The 16,085-nt window shown below is 64.8% G+C and carries 15 protein-coding genes; 12 read left to right on the top strand and 3 right to left on the bottom strand.

Features of this window, described 5'->3' with window-relative positions:
* The first annotated feature begins 6 nt into the window (after nucleotides 1-6).
* The 12 genes from WD767_20045 to rpmB all read left to right on the top strand — a co-directional run bounded on the left by WD767_20045 (nucleotide 7) and on the right by rpmB (nucleotide 12,386).
* Nucleotides 7-303 carry a hypothetical protein gene (locus tag WD767_20045; protein MEX2618383.1) on the top strand — a complete coding sequence of 99 codons (297 nt, stop codon included), beginning with the start codon at nucleotides 7-9 and terminating at the stop codon, nucleotides 301-303.
* Nucleotides 304-414: 111 nt separating this feature from the next.
* The gene (locus tag WD767_20040; GenBank protein MEX2618382.1) at nucleotides 415-726 is read left to right on the top strand and encodes a hypothetical protein; all 312 of its coding nucleotides are present in this window, start codon (nucleotides 415-417) and stop codon (nucleotides 724-726) included.
* Complete coding sequence (locus WD767_20035; GenBank protein MEX2618381.1) at nucleotides 723-1,199, top strand: cell wall hydrolase; 477 nt, start codon at nucleotides 723-725, stop codon at nucleotides 1,197-1,199. Before WD767_20040 ends, WD767_20035 begins: the two co-directional genes overlap by 4 nt.
* Before the next feature lie 101 nt (nucleotides 1,200-1,300).
* Nucleotides 1,301-2,353 (top strand): quinone-dependent dihydroorotate dehydrogenase, encoded by a 1,053-nt coding sequence (locus WD767_20030; protein ID MEX2618380.1) that lies wholly within the window; start codon nucleotides 1,301-1,303, stop codon nucleotides 2,351-2,353.
* A gap of 88 nt (nucleotides 2,354-2,441) precedes the next feature.
* On the top strand, nucleotides 2,442-3,737 hold the full coding sequence (locus WD767_20025) for an EAL domain-containing protein (protein MEX2618379.1): 1,296 nt from the start codon (nucleotides 2,442-2,444) through the stop codon (nucleotides 3,735-3,737).
* Nucleotides 3,734-4,603 carry a TIGR01459 family HAD-type hydrolase gene (locus WD767_20020; protein ID MEX2618378.1) on the top strand — a complete coding sequence of 290 codons (870 nt, stop codon included), beginning with the start codon at nucleotides 3,734-3,736 and terminating at the stop codon, nucleotides 4,601-4,603. Before WD767_20025 ends, WD767_20020 begins: the two co-directional genes overlap by 4 nt.
* A 157-nt stretch (nucleotides 4,604-4,760) precedes the next feature.
* Nucleotides 4,761-6,914, top strand: a complete 2,154-nt coding sequence (gene scpA, locus WD767_20015) for a methylmalonyl-CoA mutase (protein MEX2618377.1) — start codon at nucleotides 4,761-4,763, stop codon at nucleotides 6,912-6,914.
* Nucleotides 6,915-6,982: 68 nt separating this feature from the next.
* Nucleotides 6,983-10,180, top strand: coding sequence for a hypothetical protein (locus tag WD767_20010; GenBank protein MEX2618376.1), 3,198 nt, complete (start codon nucleotides 6,983-6,985; stop codon nucleotides 10,178-10,180).
* A gap of 28 nt (nucleotides 10,181-10,208) precedes the next feature.
* Nucleotides 10,209-10,703: a GNAT family protein gene (locus tag WD767_20005; protein MEX2618375.1), complete on the top strand. Its 495-nt coding sequence runs from the start codon at nucleotides 10,209-10,211 to the stop codon at nucleotides 10,701-10,703.
* Between the two features lie 18 nt (nucleotides 10,704-10,721).
* Complete coding sequence (locus WD767_20000; protein ID MEX2618374.1) at nucleotides 10,722-11,009, top strand: hypothetical protein; 288 nt, start codon at nucleotides 10,722-10,724, stop codon at nucleotides 11,007-11,009.
* Entirely contained in the window at nucleotides 10,999-11,997 is a 999-nt protein-coding gene (meaB, locus tag WD767_19995) for a methylmalonyl Co-A mutase-associated GTPase MeaB (GenBank protein ID MEX2618373.1), read from the top strand. Before WD767_20000 ends, meaB begins: the two co-directional genes overlap by 11 nt.
* Before the next feature lie 98 nt (nucleotides 11,998-12,095).
* Nucleotides 12,096-12,386 (top strand): 50S ribosomal protein L28, encoded by a 291-nt coding sequence (gene rpmB, locus WD767_19990; GenBank protein MEX2618372.1) that lies wholly within the window; start codon nucleotides 12,096-12,098, stop codon nucleotides 12,384-12,386.
* A gap of 49 nt (nucleotides 12,387-12,435) precedes the next feature.
* Here the strand turns inward: rpmB and cobT are convergent, their stop codons facing one another.
* The 3 genes from cobT to WD767_19975 are packed head-to-tail and all read right to left on the bottom strand — an operon-like array spanning nucleotide 12,436 to nucleotide 15,949.
* Nucleotides 12,436-14,319 (bottom strand): cobaltochelatase subunit CobT, encoded by a 1,884-nt coding sequence (cobT, locus tag WD767_19985; protein ID MEX2618371.1) that lies wholly within the window; start codon nucleotides 14,317-14,319, stop codon nucleotides 12,436-12,438.
* Between the two features lie 10 nt (nucleotides 14,320-14,329).
* Nucleotides 14,330-15,328, bottom strand: coding sequence for a cobaltochelatase subunit CobS (cobS, locus tag WD767_19980; GenBank protein ID MEX2618370.1), 999 nt, complete (start codon nucleotides 15,326-15,328; stop codon nucleotides 14,330-14,332).
* Between the two features lie 39 nt (nucleotides 15,329-15,367).
* Nucleotides 15,368-15,949, bottom strand: a complete 582-nt coding sequence (locus WD767_19975) for a J domain-containing protein (protein MEX2618369.1) — start codon at nucleotides 15,947-15,949, stop codon at nucleotides 15,368-15,370.
* Nucleotides 15,950-16,085 lie beyond the last annotated feature (136 nt).

Raw genomic sequence — 16,085 nt, 5'->3', positions numbered from 1 at the left:
CAGAGAATGCGAAACGCGATCATGGCGGCAATCGCCGTCGCGGCGGCCGGCATGGCCCTGCCGGGACCGGCGGCCGGTCGGGCATTGTGCGGCGACCGGGACGGATTCGTTGCCGGGCTGGAACGGCAGTTTGGCGAACACCGCAGCATCGAGGCGGTGACGTCGGCCGGCGCGCTGATGGAAATCTTCGTATCCGGTTCCGGAAGCTGGACGATCCTGGTGACGCTTCCGGGCGGCCCGGCCTGCCTCGTCGCTTCCGGCACGGGGTGGCAGCCGGTTCGCATCCCCGGAAGGGACGCCTGACGGATAGCCGATACCGGAAACCCGAATTCGCAAGGCACCACGCCGCCTCCGGGCGGCTTTTTCATGTTCACAACGCGCCGGTCCGGCGCGCCTGACAGGGAGTACCCATCCATGGCGAACGCCTGGAATATCGATCTCATCAACTGGATAAGCGCCGTCGAACTGCCCGTCCTGGGCGGCATGTTCTGGTTCCTCTGGCGGACGCGCCGCGAAAGCGACGCAGCCCTGACGGCGCACCAGCACCATACCGACCAGACCGTGTCGCAGCTGCGGGATAATGTCGCCGCCTACAAGCTGGACGTCGCCCGGAGCTACGCTTCGATCGACTGCCTGAAGGATGTCGAGCGCCGCCTGACCCTCCATCTGCAGCGCATCGAAGCCAAGCTCGACCGGCAAACCGCCCCGCCGGGAGAACGGGTATGACGGCGGCGGCAGCGGCCGTGCCGGACGTCCATGCCCCGGCCCAAGCCCATTCCCATGCCCATACCCATGCCGTGGATCTTCTGGCCCGGACCATATGGGGCGAGGCCAGGGGCGAATCCGTGCGCGGACAGGAAGCGGTCGCGGCCGTGGTCATGAACCGCCTTGCGCGGTCCCGTGCGAAGGGCGGGTACTGGTGGGGCGACAGCGTCGCGGAAATATGCCTGAAACCGCGGCAGTTCAGCTGCTGGAACAGCACCGACGCCAACTGGCCGAAGCTGCTCCTCGTCGTGCCGCCGGATCCCGGTTTCGAATGCTGCCTGCGGATCGCGCGCCGCGCGGTCGCTGGATCGCTGGGCGACTGCACCGGGCAGGCGACGCATTACCACGCCAACCACGTTTCGCCGCGCTGGGCGGCGGGCCATGCGCCGTCGGCCTGGGTCGGCCGCCACCTGTTCTATAACGACATCCTGTGACATCGGGACGGATTTTTCCCTGTTGCGCCATATCGGCGCTTGCGTTCGCGGGTGCCATCGCCGAATCTCCGCCGCGAACGATCGGGCGGGGCAACTGACGGATGAGTATTGCCGGACTGGCTTTTTCGCTGCTCCGCGGCCTTGACCCGGAGCGGGCGCATCGCCTCGCGGTCTGGGCGCTGCGGCAGGGCCTCGGACCCCGGCAGGTTGGTGCGGATGACCCGATCCTGGCGACGCGGCTCTGGGGCCTGGAATTCCCAAACCCGATAGGTCTCGCGGCCGGGTTCGACAAGGACGCGGAAGCCTGTCGCGGCGCGCTGCGCATGGGGTTCGGGTTCGTCGAAATCGGGACGGTGACCCCGAAGCCGCAGCCCGGCAATGACCGGCCGCGCGTTTTCCGTCTGCCGAAAGACGGTGCGGTCATCAACCGCTACGGATTCAACAGCAAGGGTATCGCCGCCGCGGCGGAACGGCTGGCGGCGCGCGGGGCGGGGATCGTCGGCGCCAATATCGGCCGCAACAGGGAAAGCGCGGATGCGCTGGCGGATTACGCGGCGGCGGCCTGCCGGCTGGCGCCGGTTTCCGATTACCTGGTGATCAATGTTTCGTCGCCCAATACGCCCGGGCTGCGCGCCCTGCAGGACCGCGCCCAGCTGCTGCAGCTTGTTTCGATGGTGCGTGTCGCCGCGACCGAAGGCTCTGGCGGCGAAACGCGGCCGTTACTGGTGAAGATCGCCCCCGACCTCACGGCTGACGACAAGCGGGATATCGCCGCTGTCGCGATGGAATCGCATGTCGACGGCCTGATCATTTCCAACACGACCATCGAACGCCCGGCTTCCCTGAAAAGCCGGCGCCGGGCCGAAGCGGGCGGCCTCAGCGGCGCGCCGCTGTTTGCCCCCTCTACCGCGCTGCTGGCGGAAATGTACCGGCTGACGGGCGGCGCGATTCCCCTGATCGGCGCGGGCGGCGTGGCGGATGGCGCCGGCGCCTACGCCAAGATTCGCGCCGGGGCGTCGCTCGTGCAGGTCTATACCGCGCTGGCGCTTCGCGGGCCGGACATCCTGCCCGGGATCAAGCGGGAACTCGCCGGATTGCTGCGCGATGGCGGCTTTGATTCCGTGACGCAGGCCGTTGGCGCAGACCACCGGTAGTAGGCCTGAGGCTTGCTCATATCACCATCTGGGCGTAGGTTTGCCGTGCCGCCGTTCTTCAGGACGCGCGTGACGGAAAGGCAGATATGTGTCTATCGCGGTGCATCTTGTTTTAGCAGTGCTATATGCGGTGGCGGCCGCGCTGGTTGCCTTCGGGTTGCCGCGTTTCGTGCCGGGGCTGGCGCCGTGGACGGCGGCGGCCTTCGGCCTCGCCGTGTTCGTGTGCTGCGGCCTGCTGCACGAAATCATGTCCCGCCGGCACAGTTACCGGCGGCTGGTGCGGCGCCTGAACCTGCTGCGCAAGGCGTATAACCAGAACAAGGACGACCTGTCGCGGGCGCGCGACGAGGTGCGCCGGATCTACGAGGCGCTGGAGCGCGCCGGGCATATGGGGCCGGATGCCGACGGCGTCGGGATTCGCGAGGTCGCGGCGGAGGTGAAGGTGCTGCATTCGCTGGTCGAACAGCTCTACTCCGACCAGGGGTCGGATGCCGCGGTGCGCGAACGTATCCTTTCCGTCGATGCGCCGCCGGAAGAACGCTCCGCGGCGGCGGTGCACCTCGCCAGCGTCACGGCGCAGAAATTCCGGGCCGTCAACGCCCTCGACGAAGGCGCCGTGATCGACATCGTCCGCGACGGGCTGCGCCAGGACCGCATCGACCTTTACCTGCAGCCGATTGTCAGCCTGCCGCAACGCAAGCGGCGCTATTATGAATGCTTCAGCCGCATCCGGGCGGCGGACGGCACGATGATCCTGCCGGAACAGTATATCGCTATCGCCAGGCAGAACGACCTGATAACGGCAATCGACAACATGCTCCTGTTCCGCTGCGTTCAGCTGTTGCGCAAGACGCAGCGGCAGAATTATTCGACGGCGTTCTTCTGCAATGTGTCGCCCCACACGATCGCCGACCGGTCCTTCTTTCCCGAATTCATCGAATACCTGGAGAATTGCCCGGACCTGGCGCCCTGTCTCGTGCTGGAGCTTTCCCAGCGGGATATTGGCGAATTGACGGACGAGGCCGCCGGCGACCTGCGGCGGCTGGCGAACGCCGGCTACCGCCTGTCCATGGATCAGGTCACGGAACTCGACTTCAACCTGGGCAGCCTTGCCCGGCAGGGCGTCCAGTTCATCAAGATAGAAGGGAAGAAGCTGCTGAACATCGCGCAGGAGCGGATGGCGCTGGGCGGCGTCCGGGTACTGAAGCAGACCATGGACGAAGCCGGCATCGACCTGATTGCCGAGAAAGTCGAAAGCGAACCGGAATTGGTGGAATTGCTCGAATTCAGTATTGATTTCGGGCAGGGCTACCTGTTTGGTGAGCCGCGGCTCAGCAAGGATCCGCCACCCGCTTTCGTCGAGGACGCACAGATCAGCGCATGAGTATCGGACATCTTGAAGGTCTGGCGGCGGTCGCGAACCGCTACGCCCTGTTTCTGATCGACCAGTGGGGCGTGCTCCACAATGGCGAATCGCTGCATGACGGCGCGGTGGAAACGCTGCGCGAATTGCGCGCCAGGGGCAAGAAGATCGTCATCCTGTCCAATTCGGCCAAGCGCCTGTCCGTCAGTACGCGCCGCATGGCGGAAATGGGGATCGCCCCGGACTGCTACGATCACTGCGTGACCTCCGGCGAGGAGGTCTGGCAGGCGCTGAACGCGCGCAACGAACCCTTTTACCGGGACCTCGGCCGGAAATGCGTTGTCTTCACATGGGATGACGACCGCGACATCATGCAGGGTCTGGGCCTGACCGAGGTGGACAGCATCGCGGAGGCGGATTTCATCCTGAATGCGGGTACGCGGACAGGGACCGCGGATATGAGCGATTACGACCCCTATCTGATCGAAGCGGCGGCGCACGACCTGCCGATGGTCTGCGCCAACCCCGATTTCGTCAGCGTCGCTCCCGATGGCAGCTTTTCGATCTGTCCGGGGACAACCGCGCGCCGCTACCTTGAACTGGGCGGCCGGGTCGATTACCGGGGCAAGCCCTATGCGCCGGTCTATCAGCGGTGTTTCGCCCTTGAACCGGATGCGCGGCCGGCCCTCGCCATCGGCGATTCGCTCTATCACGATATCGGCGGCGCCAACCGCGCCGGCATCGATTCGCTGCTGATTGCCGGCGGCATTCACGGCAAGGTCCTCGGACTCGTCGACGGCGGTTCGGTCGATCCGGAAAAACTCCGCGCGGTCTGCGAACTCGAAGGCCAGACCCCCAGCTACGTCATGCCGCGCTTCTGCTGGTAGCGTTTTTCGCCGCCCGTGCGGTACCTGACTGCCCGGGCTACGGTCTTTTTAATGCAAGGGGCGGCGGCGGAACGCTCTCCGCCCGGAACCGTTATTGGACACTTAACCCGTATCGCCGATATAAGTCGGGAAACCGGAATGGATTGGTGGCGGAACCATGGCTGATTTTCCGAAGAAGACGCTGGATGAATGGCGGGCAGCGGCGGAACGCGAGTTGCGCGGCGGCAACCCCGACGACCTGACCTGGCGGACGCTCGAGGGAATCGAGGTCAAGCCGCTCTACACGGCCGCCGACCTTGAATTGCTGGGAGACCTTGATTCCCTGCCCGGGCTGGCGCCCTTCCTGCGCGGTCCGCGCGCCACGATGTATGCGGCGCGGCCCTGGACGGTCCGCCAGTATTCCGGGTTTTCGACGGCGGAGGAATCCAACGCCTATTACCGGCGAAATCTGGAGGCCGGGCAGAAAGGCCTGTCCATCGCCTTCGACCTCGCCACCCATCGCGGCTATGACAGCGACCACCCCCGCGTGATCGGCGATGTCGGCAAGGCCGGGGTCGCCATCGATTCGGTCGAGGATATGAAAATCCTGTTCGACGGTATCCCGCTCGACCGGATGTCGGTTTCCATGACCATGAACGGCGCGGTGCTGCCGGTGCTGGCCAGCTTTATCGTCGCCGGCGAGGAACAGGGCGTCCCCCTGGAAAAACTCAGCGGCACCATCCAGAACGACGTGCTGAAGGAATTCATGGTCCGCAACACCTATATCTACCCGCCCGAACCCTCGATGCGGATCGTCGCCGACATTATCGAATACACGGCGCAGAACATGCCGCGCTTCAATTCGATCTCGATTTCCGGCTATCACATGCAGGAAGCAGGCGCGACCTGCGTGCAGGAACTCGCCTACACCATTGCCGACGGCATCGAATATGTCCGCGTCGCGCTGTCGAAGGGGCTGGACGTGGACGCCTTTGCGCCGCGGCTGTCCTTCTTTTTCTGCATCGGCATGAATTTCTTCATGGAAATCGCCAAGCTACGGGCCGCGCGCGTGCTCTGGGCGACCCTGATGCAGGACCTGTTCCAGCCGAAGGACGAGAAATCCCTGATGCTGCGCACCCATTGCCAGACATCGGGCGTGTCGCTGACGGCGCAGGATCCCTACAACAACATCATCCGCACCACCGTCGAGGCGATGGCGGCCGGCCTGGGCGGCACCCAGTCGCTGCACACCAACGCGTTCGACGAGGCGCTGGCCCTGCCGAGCGAGTTTTCCTCGCGGATCGCCCGGAATACCCAGCTCGTGCTGCAGGAGGAAACCGGCATCACGAAGGTGATCGATCCGCTGGCCGGCAGTTACTATGTGGAAAGCCTCACCGCGAGCCTGATCGAAGAGGCCCGCCGGATCATCGACGAGGTCGAGGAACTGGGCGGCATGACCAAGGCTGTGGTCGCGGGCGTCCCGAAACTGCGGATCGAGGAATCGGCGGCGCGCCGTCAGGCCCGAATCGACCGTGGCGAGGAAGTCATCGTCGGCGTCAACAGGTACCGGGCGGCGGCGCAGGACGAGGTCGAAATCCTGAACATCGACAATACGGCGGTGCGCGAGGCGCAGATTCGCCGCCTGAAGACGGTGCGCGAAACCCGCGACGAGGCCCGCTGCCAGGAAACGCTCCAGGCGCTCGGCGATGCGGCGGCCGCCGGGACGGGCAACCTGCTGGCGCTATCGGTCGATGCGGCGCGCGCCCGCGCCACGGTCGGCGAGATATCGGATGCGCTGGAAAAAACGTTCACCCGCCATCGCGCCGAAATCAGGGCTATTTCCGGCGTGTATGGCGCCGCATACGACCACGATGCCGCCTTCGCCGAAATCCGGACGGCAGTCGAAGGCTTCGCCGCCGAGGAAGGCCGCCGGCCGCGCATGCTGGTGGTCAAGCTGGGCCAGGACGGCCATGACCGTGGCGCGAAGATCATCGCCACCGCCTTTGCCGATATCGGGTTCGACGTGGATATCGGCCCCCTGTTCCAGACGCCCGACGAAGCGGCGCGGCAGGCGGTCGAAAACGACGTGCATATCATCGGCGTGTCGTCGCAGGCGGCGGGGCACCGGACGCTGGTGCCGGCCCTGATTGACGGGCTGAAGGAACTGGGCGCGGAGGATATCCTCGTGGTCTGCGGCGGGGTGATCCCGCCGAAGGACTACGACGAGTTGAAGGCACTGGGCGTCGCCGCGATCTACGGTCCCGGCACGAACATCCCCGTCGCCGCGCGCGAGATCATCCAGCTCATCCGCCGGCGCCGCGAAGCGGCCTGAATTCGCGAGACGCAGGGGCGGTATCGAGATGCGTTTATCTTTTTTCTGAATAAGCGTAGGTTTACGGCATGCCGGCCAACGTCACCGAACTGCCCCGTTCCGGGCGCCATGTGCAGACCGCTCCGGGCGAGGATTTCGCCGTTGTCGCGGCGCGCGCCGCGCGGTATTCGCGGCGGTTGTTCGGCGCGGGCGCGGCGGTCTCCGGGCTCTGGCTCGGCCTGTCCGCCTGGTATGTGCAGTCGTATCTCGGCTGGGCCTTCCTGGGCGCGATGCTGCCGCATGAGCTGGCGGCGCTGATCGCCGGGGTTTCCGTCCCGCTGGCCTTTCTGTGGCTCGTGCTGGTCTTCGTGCGGCCGAACCTGGAGCTGCGGCACCACACCGAAACACTGCGCCGGCAGCTCGCCCTGCTGACCTACCCGGCGGAAGACGCGGATTCCCGCATCAGGACCGTGGCGGACCTGCTGCGGGAGCAGACGGAGGCGCTGAACCGCGCCAGCGACCGCGCGGCGATCCAGTTGAGCGAGGTCGCCGATGTAATGGCGCGGAACACCGGCGCGCTGAACGACGCGACGGATCATGCCGCCAGCGAGGTCACGGAGCTTCGCAGCATCCTGTCGGAACAGGCCAGCGCCCTGTCGATGCTGGCCGACCGGTTCGAATCGCAGCAGACGGCGGTGCGCGAAATTACCGACCGGCAGACGGTGGAGCTTTCGACCGTCCATCGCCGTTCGGTGGAAAAGTCCGAAGAGATCGCCAGGACGCTGCGCGACATGGCGGGACAGCTGGATAACGCATCCGACCGCGCCGCCGACAAGGTCAAGGATATGGGCGCGCTGTTCCGCGAATATACCGAGACGATGTCCCATGCCGCGGAAACGGCGGCGTCGCGCTCCACCGCCATCGGCGAAACGCTGGGCAAGGGCGCTTCGGACCTCAATGCGGCGGGCGAACTGGCTGCGGCCAGGGCGCACGACATTTCCGTCGAACTGCGACAGCAGACGGCGCGGGTGACGGAACGCCTGAAGGAGTCCTTCGATATCCAGGCCCATGCGCTCACCAATGTGGCGGCCCGCACCGGGGAGGAAATCGACCGGCTGGGCAATGCGCTCAGCCGCCACGGCAGCGCCCTGCAGGCGACCCTGCAAACGGCGCTGGGCAAGCATGAATCGGCGGTGGACGAAATGATTAACGTGTCGACCGCGCGTGTCGACAAGCTTGGCATCAGCCTGCGCGAGGCGACGAACACGATCCTGTCGCGCATCGACGAGGGGTTGTCGCGCCGGTCCGACGACCTGTCGACCATGATCGAGCGCATGATGACGGATGCCAATGAACTGATGGCGGCCATGCACCAGCAGGTGAACGATATCACCCAGACGGCGGACCGCGCGTCCACGCATACCGAGAGCATTCGCGAATCGCTGGCCGCGCAGGGCGCGGAACTGGCGGAGGTCGCGACGAGCCTGGCCAGTCAGGCCAACGCGGTCGATAACGCATCGGTGCGCCAGGGCCAGCAATTGACCCGCGCGGGCGAACTGGCGGCGCAGAAGGTCGGCGCCATGGGCGAGGCGCTGCGCGCCCAGGCCAGCGAGGTTTCCAAGGCTTCCGACCTCGCGGCCATCCGGGCGGATGCGGTTCGCGAAGCGCTGGAGCGCCAGGTCGGCGCCCTGACGTCGATGTCGGAGCGGGCGTCGGAACAGGCCCAGCAGATCGAAACCATGCTCGGCGCGCGGACCGAGGAAATGCGCGCCGTATTGCGCGACGGCAGCCGGAAGGTCGGCGAAGCCTTCGAACCGGCCGCGACCCATGCGCAGAATATCCGCGATCAGTTGCGCACCCAGGCCCAGGCCCTGCGCGAATCGGCGGACTGGGCGGCCGGGCAGGCGCGCTCGGTCGGCGATTTGCTGCAGAAACAGAGCCATGACCTGCGCTCGGCGTCGGATCACGCGTCGCATCAGGTGCGGGAAATCCGCGACGCCATTCGCCATCAGACCAAGGAACTGGCGGATTCCTCCGATCAGGCCGTCAAGACAGCCCAGCGTATTCGCGAAAGCCTGCGCGAGGACAACCAGGCGCTGCACGAACTGGTGGCTAATCTCAACGACCAGGTCAAGGCAATCGGACTGTCCGTCGACGAACAGGCGCTGCTGTTGAACAGGGCCTCGGAAAATGCCGGCGCCCGGACGGAGGAAATCGGCCAGACGCTGGCGCAGCAGGTCGACCAGCTGGTTGCCGTCGCGGATCAGGTCATCAAGCGGATCATGGAGGCCGGACGCGCCTTTCACAGCGAATCCGGGGGCCTCAACGAAGCGGTCCAGACGGCGCTGCGGCTGCTACGGGATGTCGGCGAGCGATTCAATGAACAGAGCGAGCGCCTGACGACGGCATCCATGCAGGCGGGGCTGCAGGTGGACGACAATCGGGAAGGCCTGCGTATCCAGGCCGAGGAACTGTCCCGGTCGGCCGCCGAGGCGGCGCGGAACATGCAACTGATCGGCGATGCCTTCGCGCAGCAGACGGGCAATCTGACCGGCGCGTCGGATCAGGTCGCGGCGCGCCTTTCAGAATTGTCGGCGACGTACCGCCAGCAGACGGAAACGCTGGGCAGGACCAGCGAAGCGGCCGAAAAGCAGTTGCGCGACGCCATGGAATCGCTGGCGAAGCAGGGACCGGTCATGGTGGATGCGGCGGCCAGGGCGCGGACGACCTTCGAAGGCGTCGCGGAAAAGGTCCAGGGCGGCAGCCGCGATATTGTCACGGCGCTTGACGAGGCGGTCCGCAAGGCGGATCGCGCCGGCCAGGTATTCGACCAGCAGGCGGTGCGTCTGACGCAGGCTTCGGCCGATGCGGCGGAACAGGCGCGCAGCCTTGCCGACGCGGAACAGACCCTGCGGCGCGACCTGTTTCTGAAGACCGCGCGGTTTATTGTCGAGGATCTGGATTCCACGGCCATCGACCTGACGCGCGTGCTGCACAGCGAGGTGCCGGAAGCGGACTGGAAGCGCTATGTGCGGGGCGACCGCGGCGTCTTTACCCGCGCGCTGCTGCGGGGTAAACCCACAACCGTGACCGCCGGCATCACGGAGAAGATCCGGACCAATCCCGACATGCGCTACTACGTCATGCGCTATGTCGACCAGTTCGACCGGTTGCTGGGAGAGGCGCAGGGGTCGGATCCGGAAAACCTGCTGCACTCCACGTTCATGACCGCCGATGTGGGGAAGCTGTACATCCTGTTGTGCCGTGCCCTGGGCCGCGACGAATAGCGCCCGGGCGGTCGCGGAAGGCTATGCCATGCGGCGCGCAGTGGCGGACGATGCGCCGGCGCTGTACCGGTTTGGCGAGCAACTCCTCGCGGAAAGCAGCTTTTTCCTTCGGTCCCCCGGCGAACGGGCGCGCTCGGTGGACGAAATGCGCGCGATCATCGAAAATTTCAGCGCGCGGCCGCATTACCTGCTGTTAGGCGTCTGGCAGGGTGAGACGGCCGTGGGCGAGGCGGTCGTCACCGCTGGCGATTTTCAGCGCAACAGGCTTTCCGCGACGCTTGGCGTCGGCGTCCTGCAGGCGCATTCCGGCCGCGGCCTTGGTGCATCACTGATGCGGGAAATGGAAGCGTTTGCGCGCCGCCGCCGGCTGCGGCGGCTGGAGCTGACGGTTATGGCGTCTAACACGCGCGCCCGGGCGCTCTACGGGCGCATGGGATATGTCGAGGAGGGCGTGAAGCGCGATTCCATGTTCGTCGACGGGGGATTTGTCGACGAGGTGATGATGGCGAAAATACTTGTATGAACGGGAGCATTCGCCGCAATGATTGGCTGGTTGCTGGAACGTCTCTTTATCGACAGGAAAGGCCGCGCCGGACGCAGGAGGGCAAGGCGTCTGCAGCAGCGGGCAACGGACGTGCGGGCGGCGGCTGGCGGCGTGGAGGCGGAGTCAGAAAGAACACCCGCGACCGATCCGGAGCGCGAAGCGTTGATCAATAACGCCATGACCATTTTTCGGCGGCGCCGCGCTGAATATGAAAAGCTCGACGACGATGTCCGCGCCAGAATCGACAGGGCGGCAAACAAGGCATTCGGTGACAATGACACGTAACGCGGCGGCGGACGGGCCCGGCGATCTGGCGCGGCGTGTTCGCGATGGTGACCGCCGTGCCCTGGGCCGGGCGATCACGCTGATAGAATCGCAGCGCGCCGATGACCGGCCGCTGGCGGAACGACTGCTTGAAGCATTGCTGCCGCACCGGGTGGAATCGATCCGGATCGGCATTTCCGGCGTCCCCGGCGTCGGCAAGTCTACCTTCATCGAAGCCTTCGGGATCCACGCCATCGGGCAGGGGCGCCGGGTCGCCGTTCTGGCGGTGGATCCGTCGTCGACCCTGAGCGGCGGCTCGATACTCGGCGACAAGACCCGCATGGAAACGCTGGGGCGTCATGCCGACGCCTTTATCCGGCCATCGCCCGCGGGCGCCACGCTGGGCGGCGTCACGCGCTATACCCGCGAGACGATCTCCGTGTGCGAGGCGGCAGGCTATGATGTCGTGATCGTCGAAACGGTCGGGGTCGGCCAGTCCGAAACCGCCGTGAAAGAGATGACGGACCTGTTCCTGCTGCTGTTGTCGCCGTCGGGCGGCGACGAATTGCAGGGTATGAAAAAGGGGATTGTCGAACTTGCCGATATTGTCCTGGTCAACAAGGCGGACGGCGCGTTCGAAACGGCGGCCCGCCATACGGTATCCGATTACCGCAACGCCATCCATCTCCTGCGGCCGGCTTCGGCAAACTGGCAGGTGCCGGTGGAAAGCTGTTCCGCGCTGACCGGCGCGGGTATCGACCGGGCCTGGGACCTGGTGGCGGTCTACCGCGCCGCCCTGGGCGCCAGCGGCGAAATCGCGGCGCGCCGGGCAAGCCAGGCGAAGGCCTGGCTGTGGTCGGAGGTCAGCGGCCGGCTGCTGGACGCGCTGCGCGCCCATCCGGGCGTCGATTCGTTGCGGCGCCAGATGGAAGACCGGGTCGCCCGGGGTGAAATCACGCCGGCCCATGCGGCGCGCCGCCTGCTGGAAGCGTTTCTGGGAACAGGATAAATTGACGCGCTGCCTTGACGGGGCTCAATTAGTACCGTAAAAAGCGCCGCTCTCGCGGGAAACCCGCGTGGAGCCTGAATTTTATTGAGGGTTTTATTATGTCACGACGCTGCACGATCACGGGTAAGGGCGTTCAGGCCGGCAATAATGTCAGCCATGCCCATAACAAGACGCGCCGGCGGTTTCTGCCCAACCTGCAGCTGACGTCCCTGTTGAGCGATGCGCTGGGCCAGTCCGTCAAGATGCGCCTCAGCACGGGCGCGATCCGGACCATTGAAAAGAATGGCGGCATTGACGCCTTCCTGCTCGGCACATCGAACCGCAAGCTGCCGCCCGAAGCGCAGCGCATCAAGAAGCGTATCGAGCGGGCGACGGCTAACGCCGGCTGATCCTTCGCTTTCCGTCCGATTTCGTTGAAGCCCGCAATCACGATCTGATCTAACGGCGCGTCGACCGGGTGCGGGTGCGGGCGCGGGGCTCCTGGGCGCGGGCCGATTCCTCGTCGAACAGTTCGGCCAGTTTTTCCATCATGGTGCCGCCCAGTTGCTCGACATCGACGATAGTGACCGCGCGCCGGTAATACCGCGTAACGTCATGCCCGATACCGATGGCGATCAGTTCGACGGGCGACCGGGTCTCGATATATTCGATCACGTCGCGCAGGTGCCGTTCCAGGTAATTCCCCGGATTGACCGACAGTGTCGAATCGTCCACCGGCGCGCCATCGGAGATGACCATCAGGATGCGGCGCTGTTCGGGACGCGCCAGCAACCGGTCATGCGCCCAGAGCAGCGCCTCGCCGTCGATATTCTCCTTCAGCAGCCCTTCGCGCAGCATCAGGCCAAGATTCTTGCGCGCCCGCCGCCAGGGCGAATCCGCGGCCTTGTAGATGATATGGCGCAGGTCGTTCAGCCGGCCGGGATTGGGCCGCTTGCCGTCGGCGATCCATTGCTCACGCGACTGGCCGCCCTTCCAGGCGCGCGTGGTAAAGCCCAGGACCTCGACCTTCACGCCGCAGCGCTCCAGCGTCCGCGACAGGACGTCGGCGCTCATCGCCGCGATGGTGATCGGCCGGCCGCGCATCGATCCCGAATTGTCGATCAGCAGGGTGACCACGGTATCCCGGAAATCGGTTTCCTGCTCCAGCTTGAAGGAAAGCGGATGCATCGGATTGGTGATGACCCGCACCAGTCGCGCCGTGTCCAGCAGCCCTTCTTCCAGATTGAAGTCCCATGACCGGGTCTGCTTCGCCAGAAGACGGCGCTGCAGCCGGTTGGCCAGCCGCCCGATCAACCCCTGCAACTGGGCCAGCTGCTGGTCGAGAAGCTGCCGCAGACGCGACAGTTCTTCCGGGTCGCAAAGCGTTTCGGCCAAGACGACTTCGTCATAGGTTTCGGTATAGGCGCCGTAGAACGGTTCGCGGGGCACATTCGACAGGTCGTGTTCGGGCCGCCAGCGCTTGCCGGGATCGCCTGGTTCCTCGCTGCCGTCGGCCGGCATCATTTCGCCGTCGGAATCTTCCGGGTTGGTATCGCCGTCTTCCTCGTCGCCGCCTTCGGCCTCGCTGGAATCGCCGCCGGCTTCGCCCGCCGCATCCGAGGGATCGCCGCCTTCATCCTCGGATTCGGACTGTACCGAGTCCTCGTCCGATTCGTCGTCTCCCGATTCACTGTCCTCTGAATCCTGCTCGACGCCGATCTCGATGTCGAGATCCTGGATCAGCTGGCGCGCGGCCCGGCTGTACTCCGCCTGATTGTCGATGACGTGACTCAGTTCTTCCAGGTCCGCCCCGATTTTTTCCCGGAGTTCCGATTCCCATTGCTCGAAGACCGCCTGGGCGGCAGGGGGTGGTTCGGAACCTGTAAAAAGCTGCCGCGCCATCAGCCGGACGGCTTCCGGCATGGTGGCGTCATTGCGTTCGGTAACCCGGTGCAGGCCGGCGCGGCGATAGCGGTCTTCCAGCGACGCGGCGATATTGGCGTTCAGGCCGGACATGCGCTTGGCGCCGATTGCCTCGATCCGGGCCTGTTCCAGCATTTCGAAAATGGCGGGTGCCGTATCGCCGCCGGGCATGGCCCTGGCATGAATTGCGGGGTCATGGTGACGCAGCTTGAGCGCCAGCGCATCGGCTTCGCCCCGAACCTGTGCGACTTCCTCCGGCGGCAGGTTCCGGCTCGGAAACGGCAGGCGCGCGCGCTTGCCGATGACGCCCGGCGGTTCGGCCGTGAAGGAAACGTCGACTTCGGAATCATCCGCGACGGCACGAAAACAGGCCGCGACCGCGCGTTTGAAACTTTCAATTGGGGGTTCGGCCTCGCTCATGGGCGTATCGTCAACTCGCTGCTTTCATGACGCCGGCTTCCGGCAGGTCCGTTCCGAAACACCGCTGATAATACTCGGCGACGACCGAGCGTTCCGTTTCGTCGCATTTGTTGAGGAACGTGACGCGGAAGGCAAAGCCTATATCGGCGAAGATATCCGCGTTCTCGGCCCAGGTGAGGACGGTCCGGGGCGACATGACGGTTGAAATATCGCCGCCGATGAAGCCGGACCGGGTCAGGTCGGCCAGAGCGACCATTTTCTCGATCATCTGACGGCCTTCCGGTGTGTTATATGTCGGCAGCTTCGCGAGGACGATTTGCTCCTCGACCTCGTGATCGAGGTAGTTCAGCGTCGTCACGATGTTCCAGCGGTCCATCTGGCCCTGGTTGATCTGCTGCGTGCCGTGATACAGCCCGGTCGTATCGCCGAGACCGACTGTGTTCGCGGTGGAGAACAGGCGAAAATACTTGTGCGGCCGGATGATCCGGCTTTGATCCAGCAGCGTCAGCTTGCCGTCGATTTCCAGAATACGCTGGATCACGAACATGACATCCGGACGGCCTGCGTCATATTCATCGAAACACAGGGCGCAGGGACCCTGCAGCGCCCAGGGCAGGATCCCTTCGCGGAATTCGGTTACCTGCATGCCGTCGCGCAGGACGATTGCGTCCTTGCCCAGCAGGTCGATACGGCTGATATGGCTGTCCAGATTGACCCGCACGCACGGCCAGTTCAGCCGGGCGGCAACCTGTTCGATATGCGTGGACTTGCCCGTGCCGTGATAGCCCTGGATCATCACACGGCGATTGTGGCTGAACCCCGCCAGGATTGCCATCGTCGTTTCATAATCAAATACGTAGGTATCGTCCAGGTCAGGGACATAATCGGAGCCGGACGAGAATGCCGGGACAATCATGTCGGTATCCAGACCAAATACTTCGCGGACGGACACCTTGGTATCGGGCGCGTCAAGTTCGTGGGCCCGGGCCGGGCTGTCAGTCGTGCTCATTTACATGAATCCAGTCGTTTAAGTAGCGATAATGAAATGCTAGGCTGCAAGGAATTTCTTAATTGTGGCATAGGCCTGATTGATATCCTTCAATTTGTCCTCCGCCACCCTATCGCCGCCGTTTGCATCAGGATGTAACCGTTTGACCAATTCCTTATAACGCGACTTCAATTCGGTCAAGGTTACTGGCGGCTCAATCGCCATGATTCTAAGCGCATGGCGGATATGCGCCGCCGGTTCGGGGGCGGCATCGCCGGATTGCTTCTGCTGCCGCCGCGCGCCGGCCGCGGCCTCGAAGACGTTGAAATCGTCTCGGAAGTTCATGCGCGCATGACAACCGCCATTCGCGGCCCTGCCGCCAAGCGGCCATGTCGGGCGTCGCCACACCGTATCGTTACGGATTTCCTGTTCGACCTGCCCGTCCGTCATGCCGGCATAATAGTTCCATTTGCTGTTGTATTCGCGGACATGGTCCAGGCAGAACCAGTAGTGGTCGTCCGGGACACCAGGGTATTTCGGCGCCCGATGCGTCGCCGCGCCGGCGCAGCCCGGATGGTCGCACCCCAGCGTTCCCTTGCTGCCCCTGGCATTGCCGCCGGCGAATTTACCTAATTGATCCATACAAAACAGTATGATCACCGGGACTGAAACTGACAAGTGGTGGTTGGATCGCCAGGGGCGATTCCCATCGCGATCTCCGGTCTAGCAGGCTGCGGAAAAACCCTTCCCAGCGTCGCGCGGTCGTGATTCAATTCTC

This window comes from Alphaproteobacteria bacterium, assembly GCA_040905865.1.
Lineage (GTDB): Bacteria > Pseudomonadota > Alphaproteobacteria > UBA8366.
Note: the sequence above shows the minus strand (reverse complement) of the source record. Positions and strands in the feature narration are given on the sequence as shown.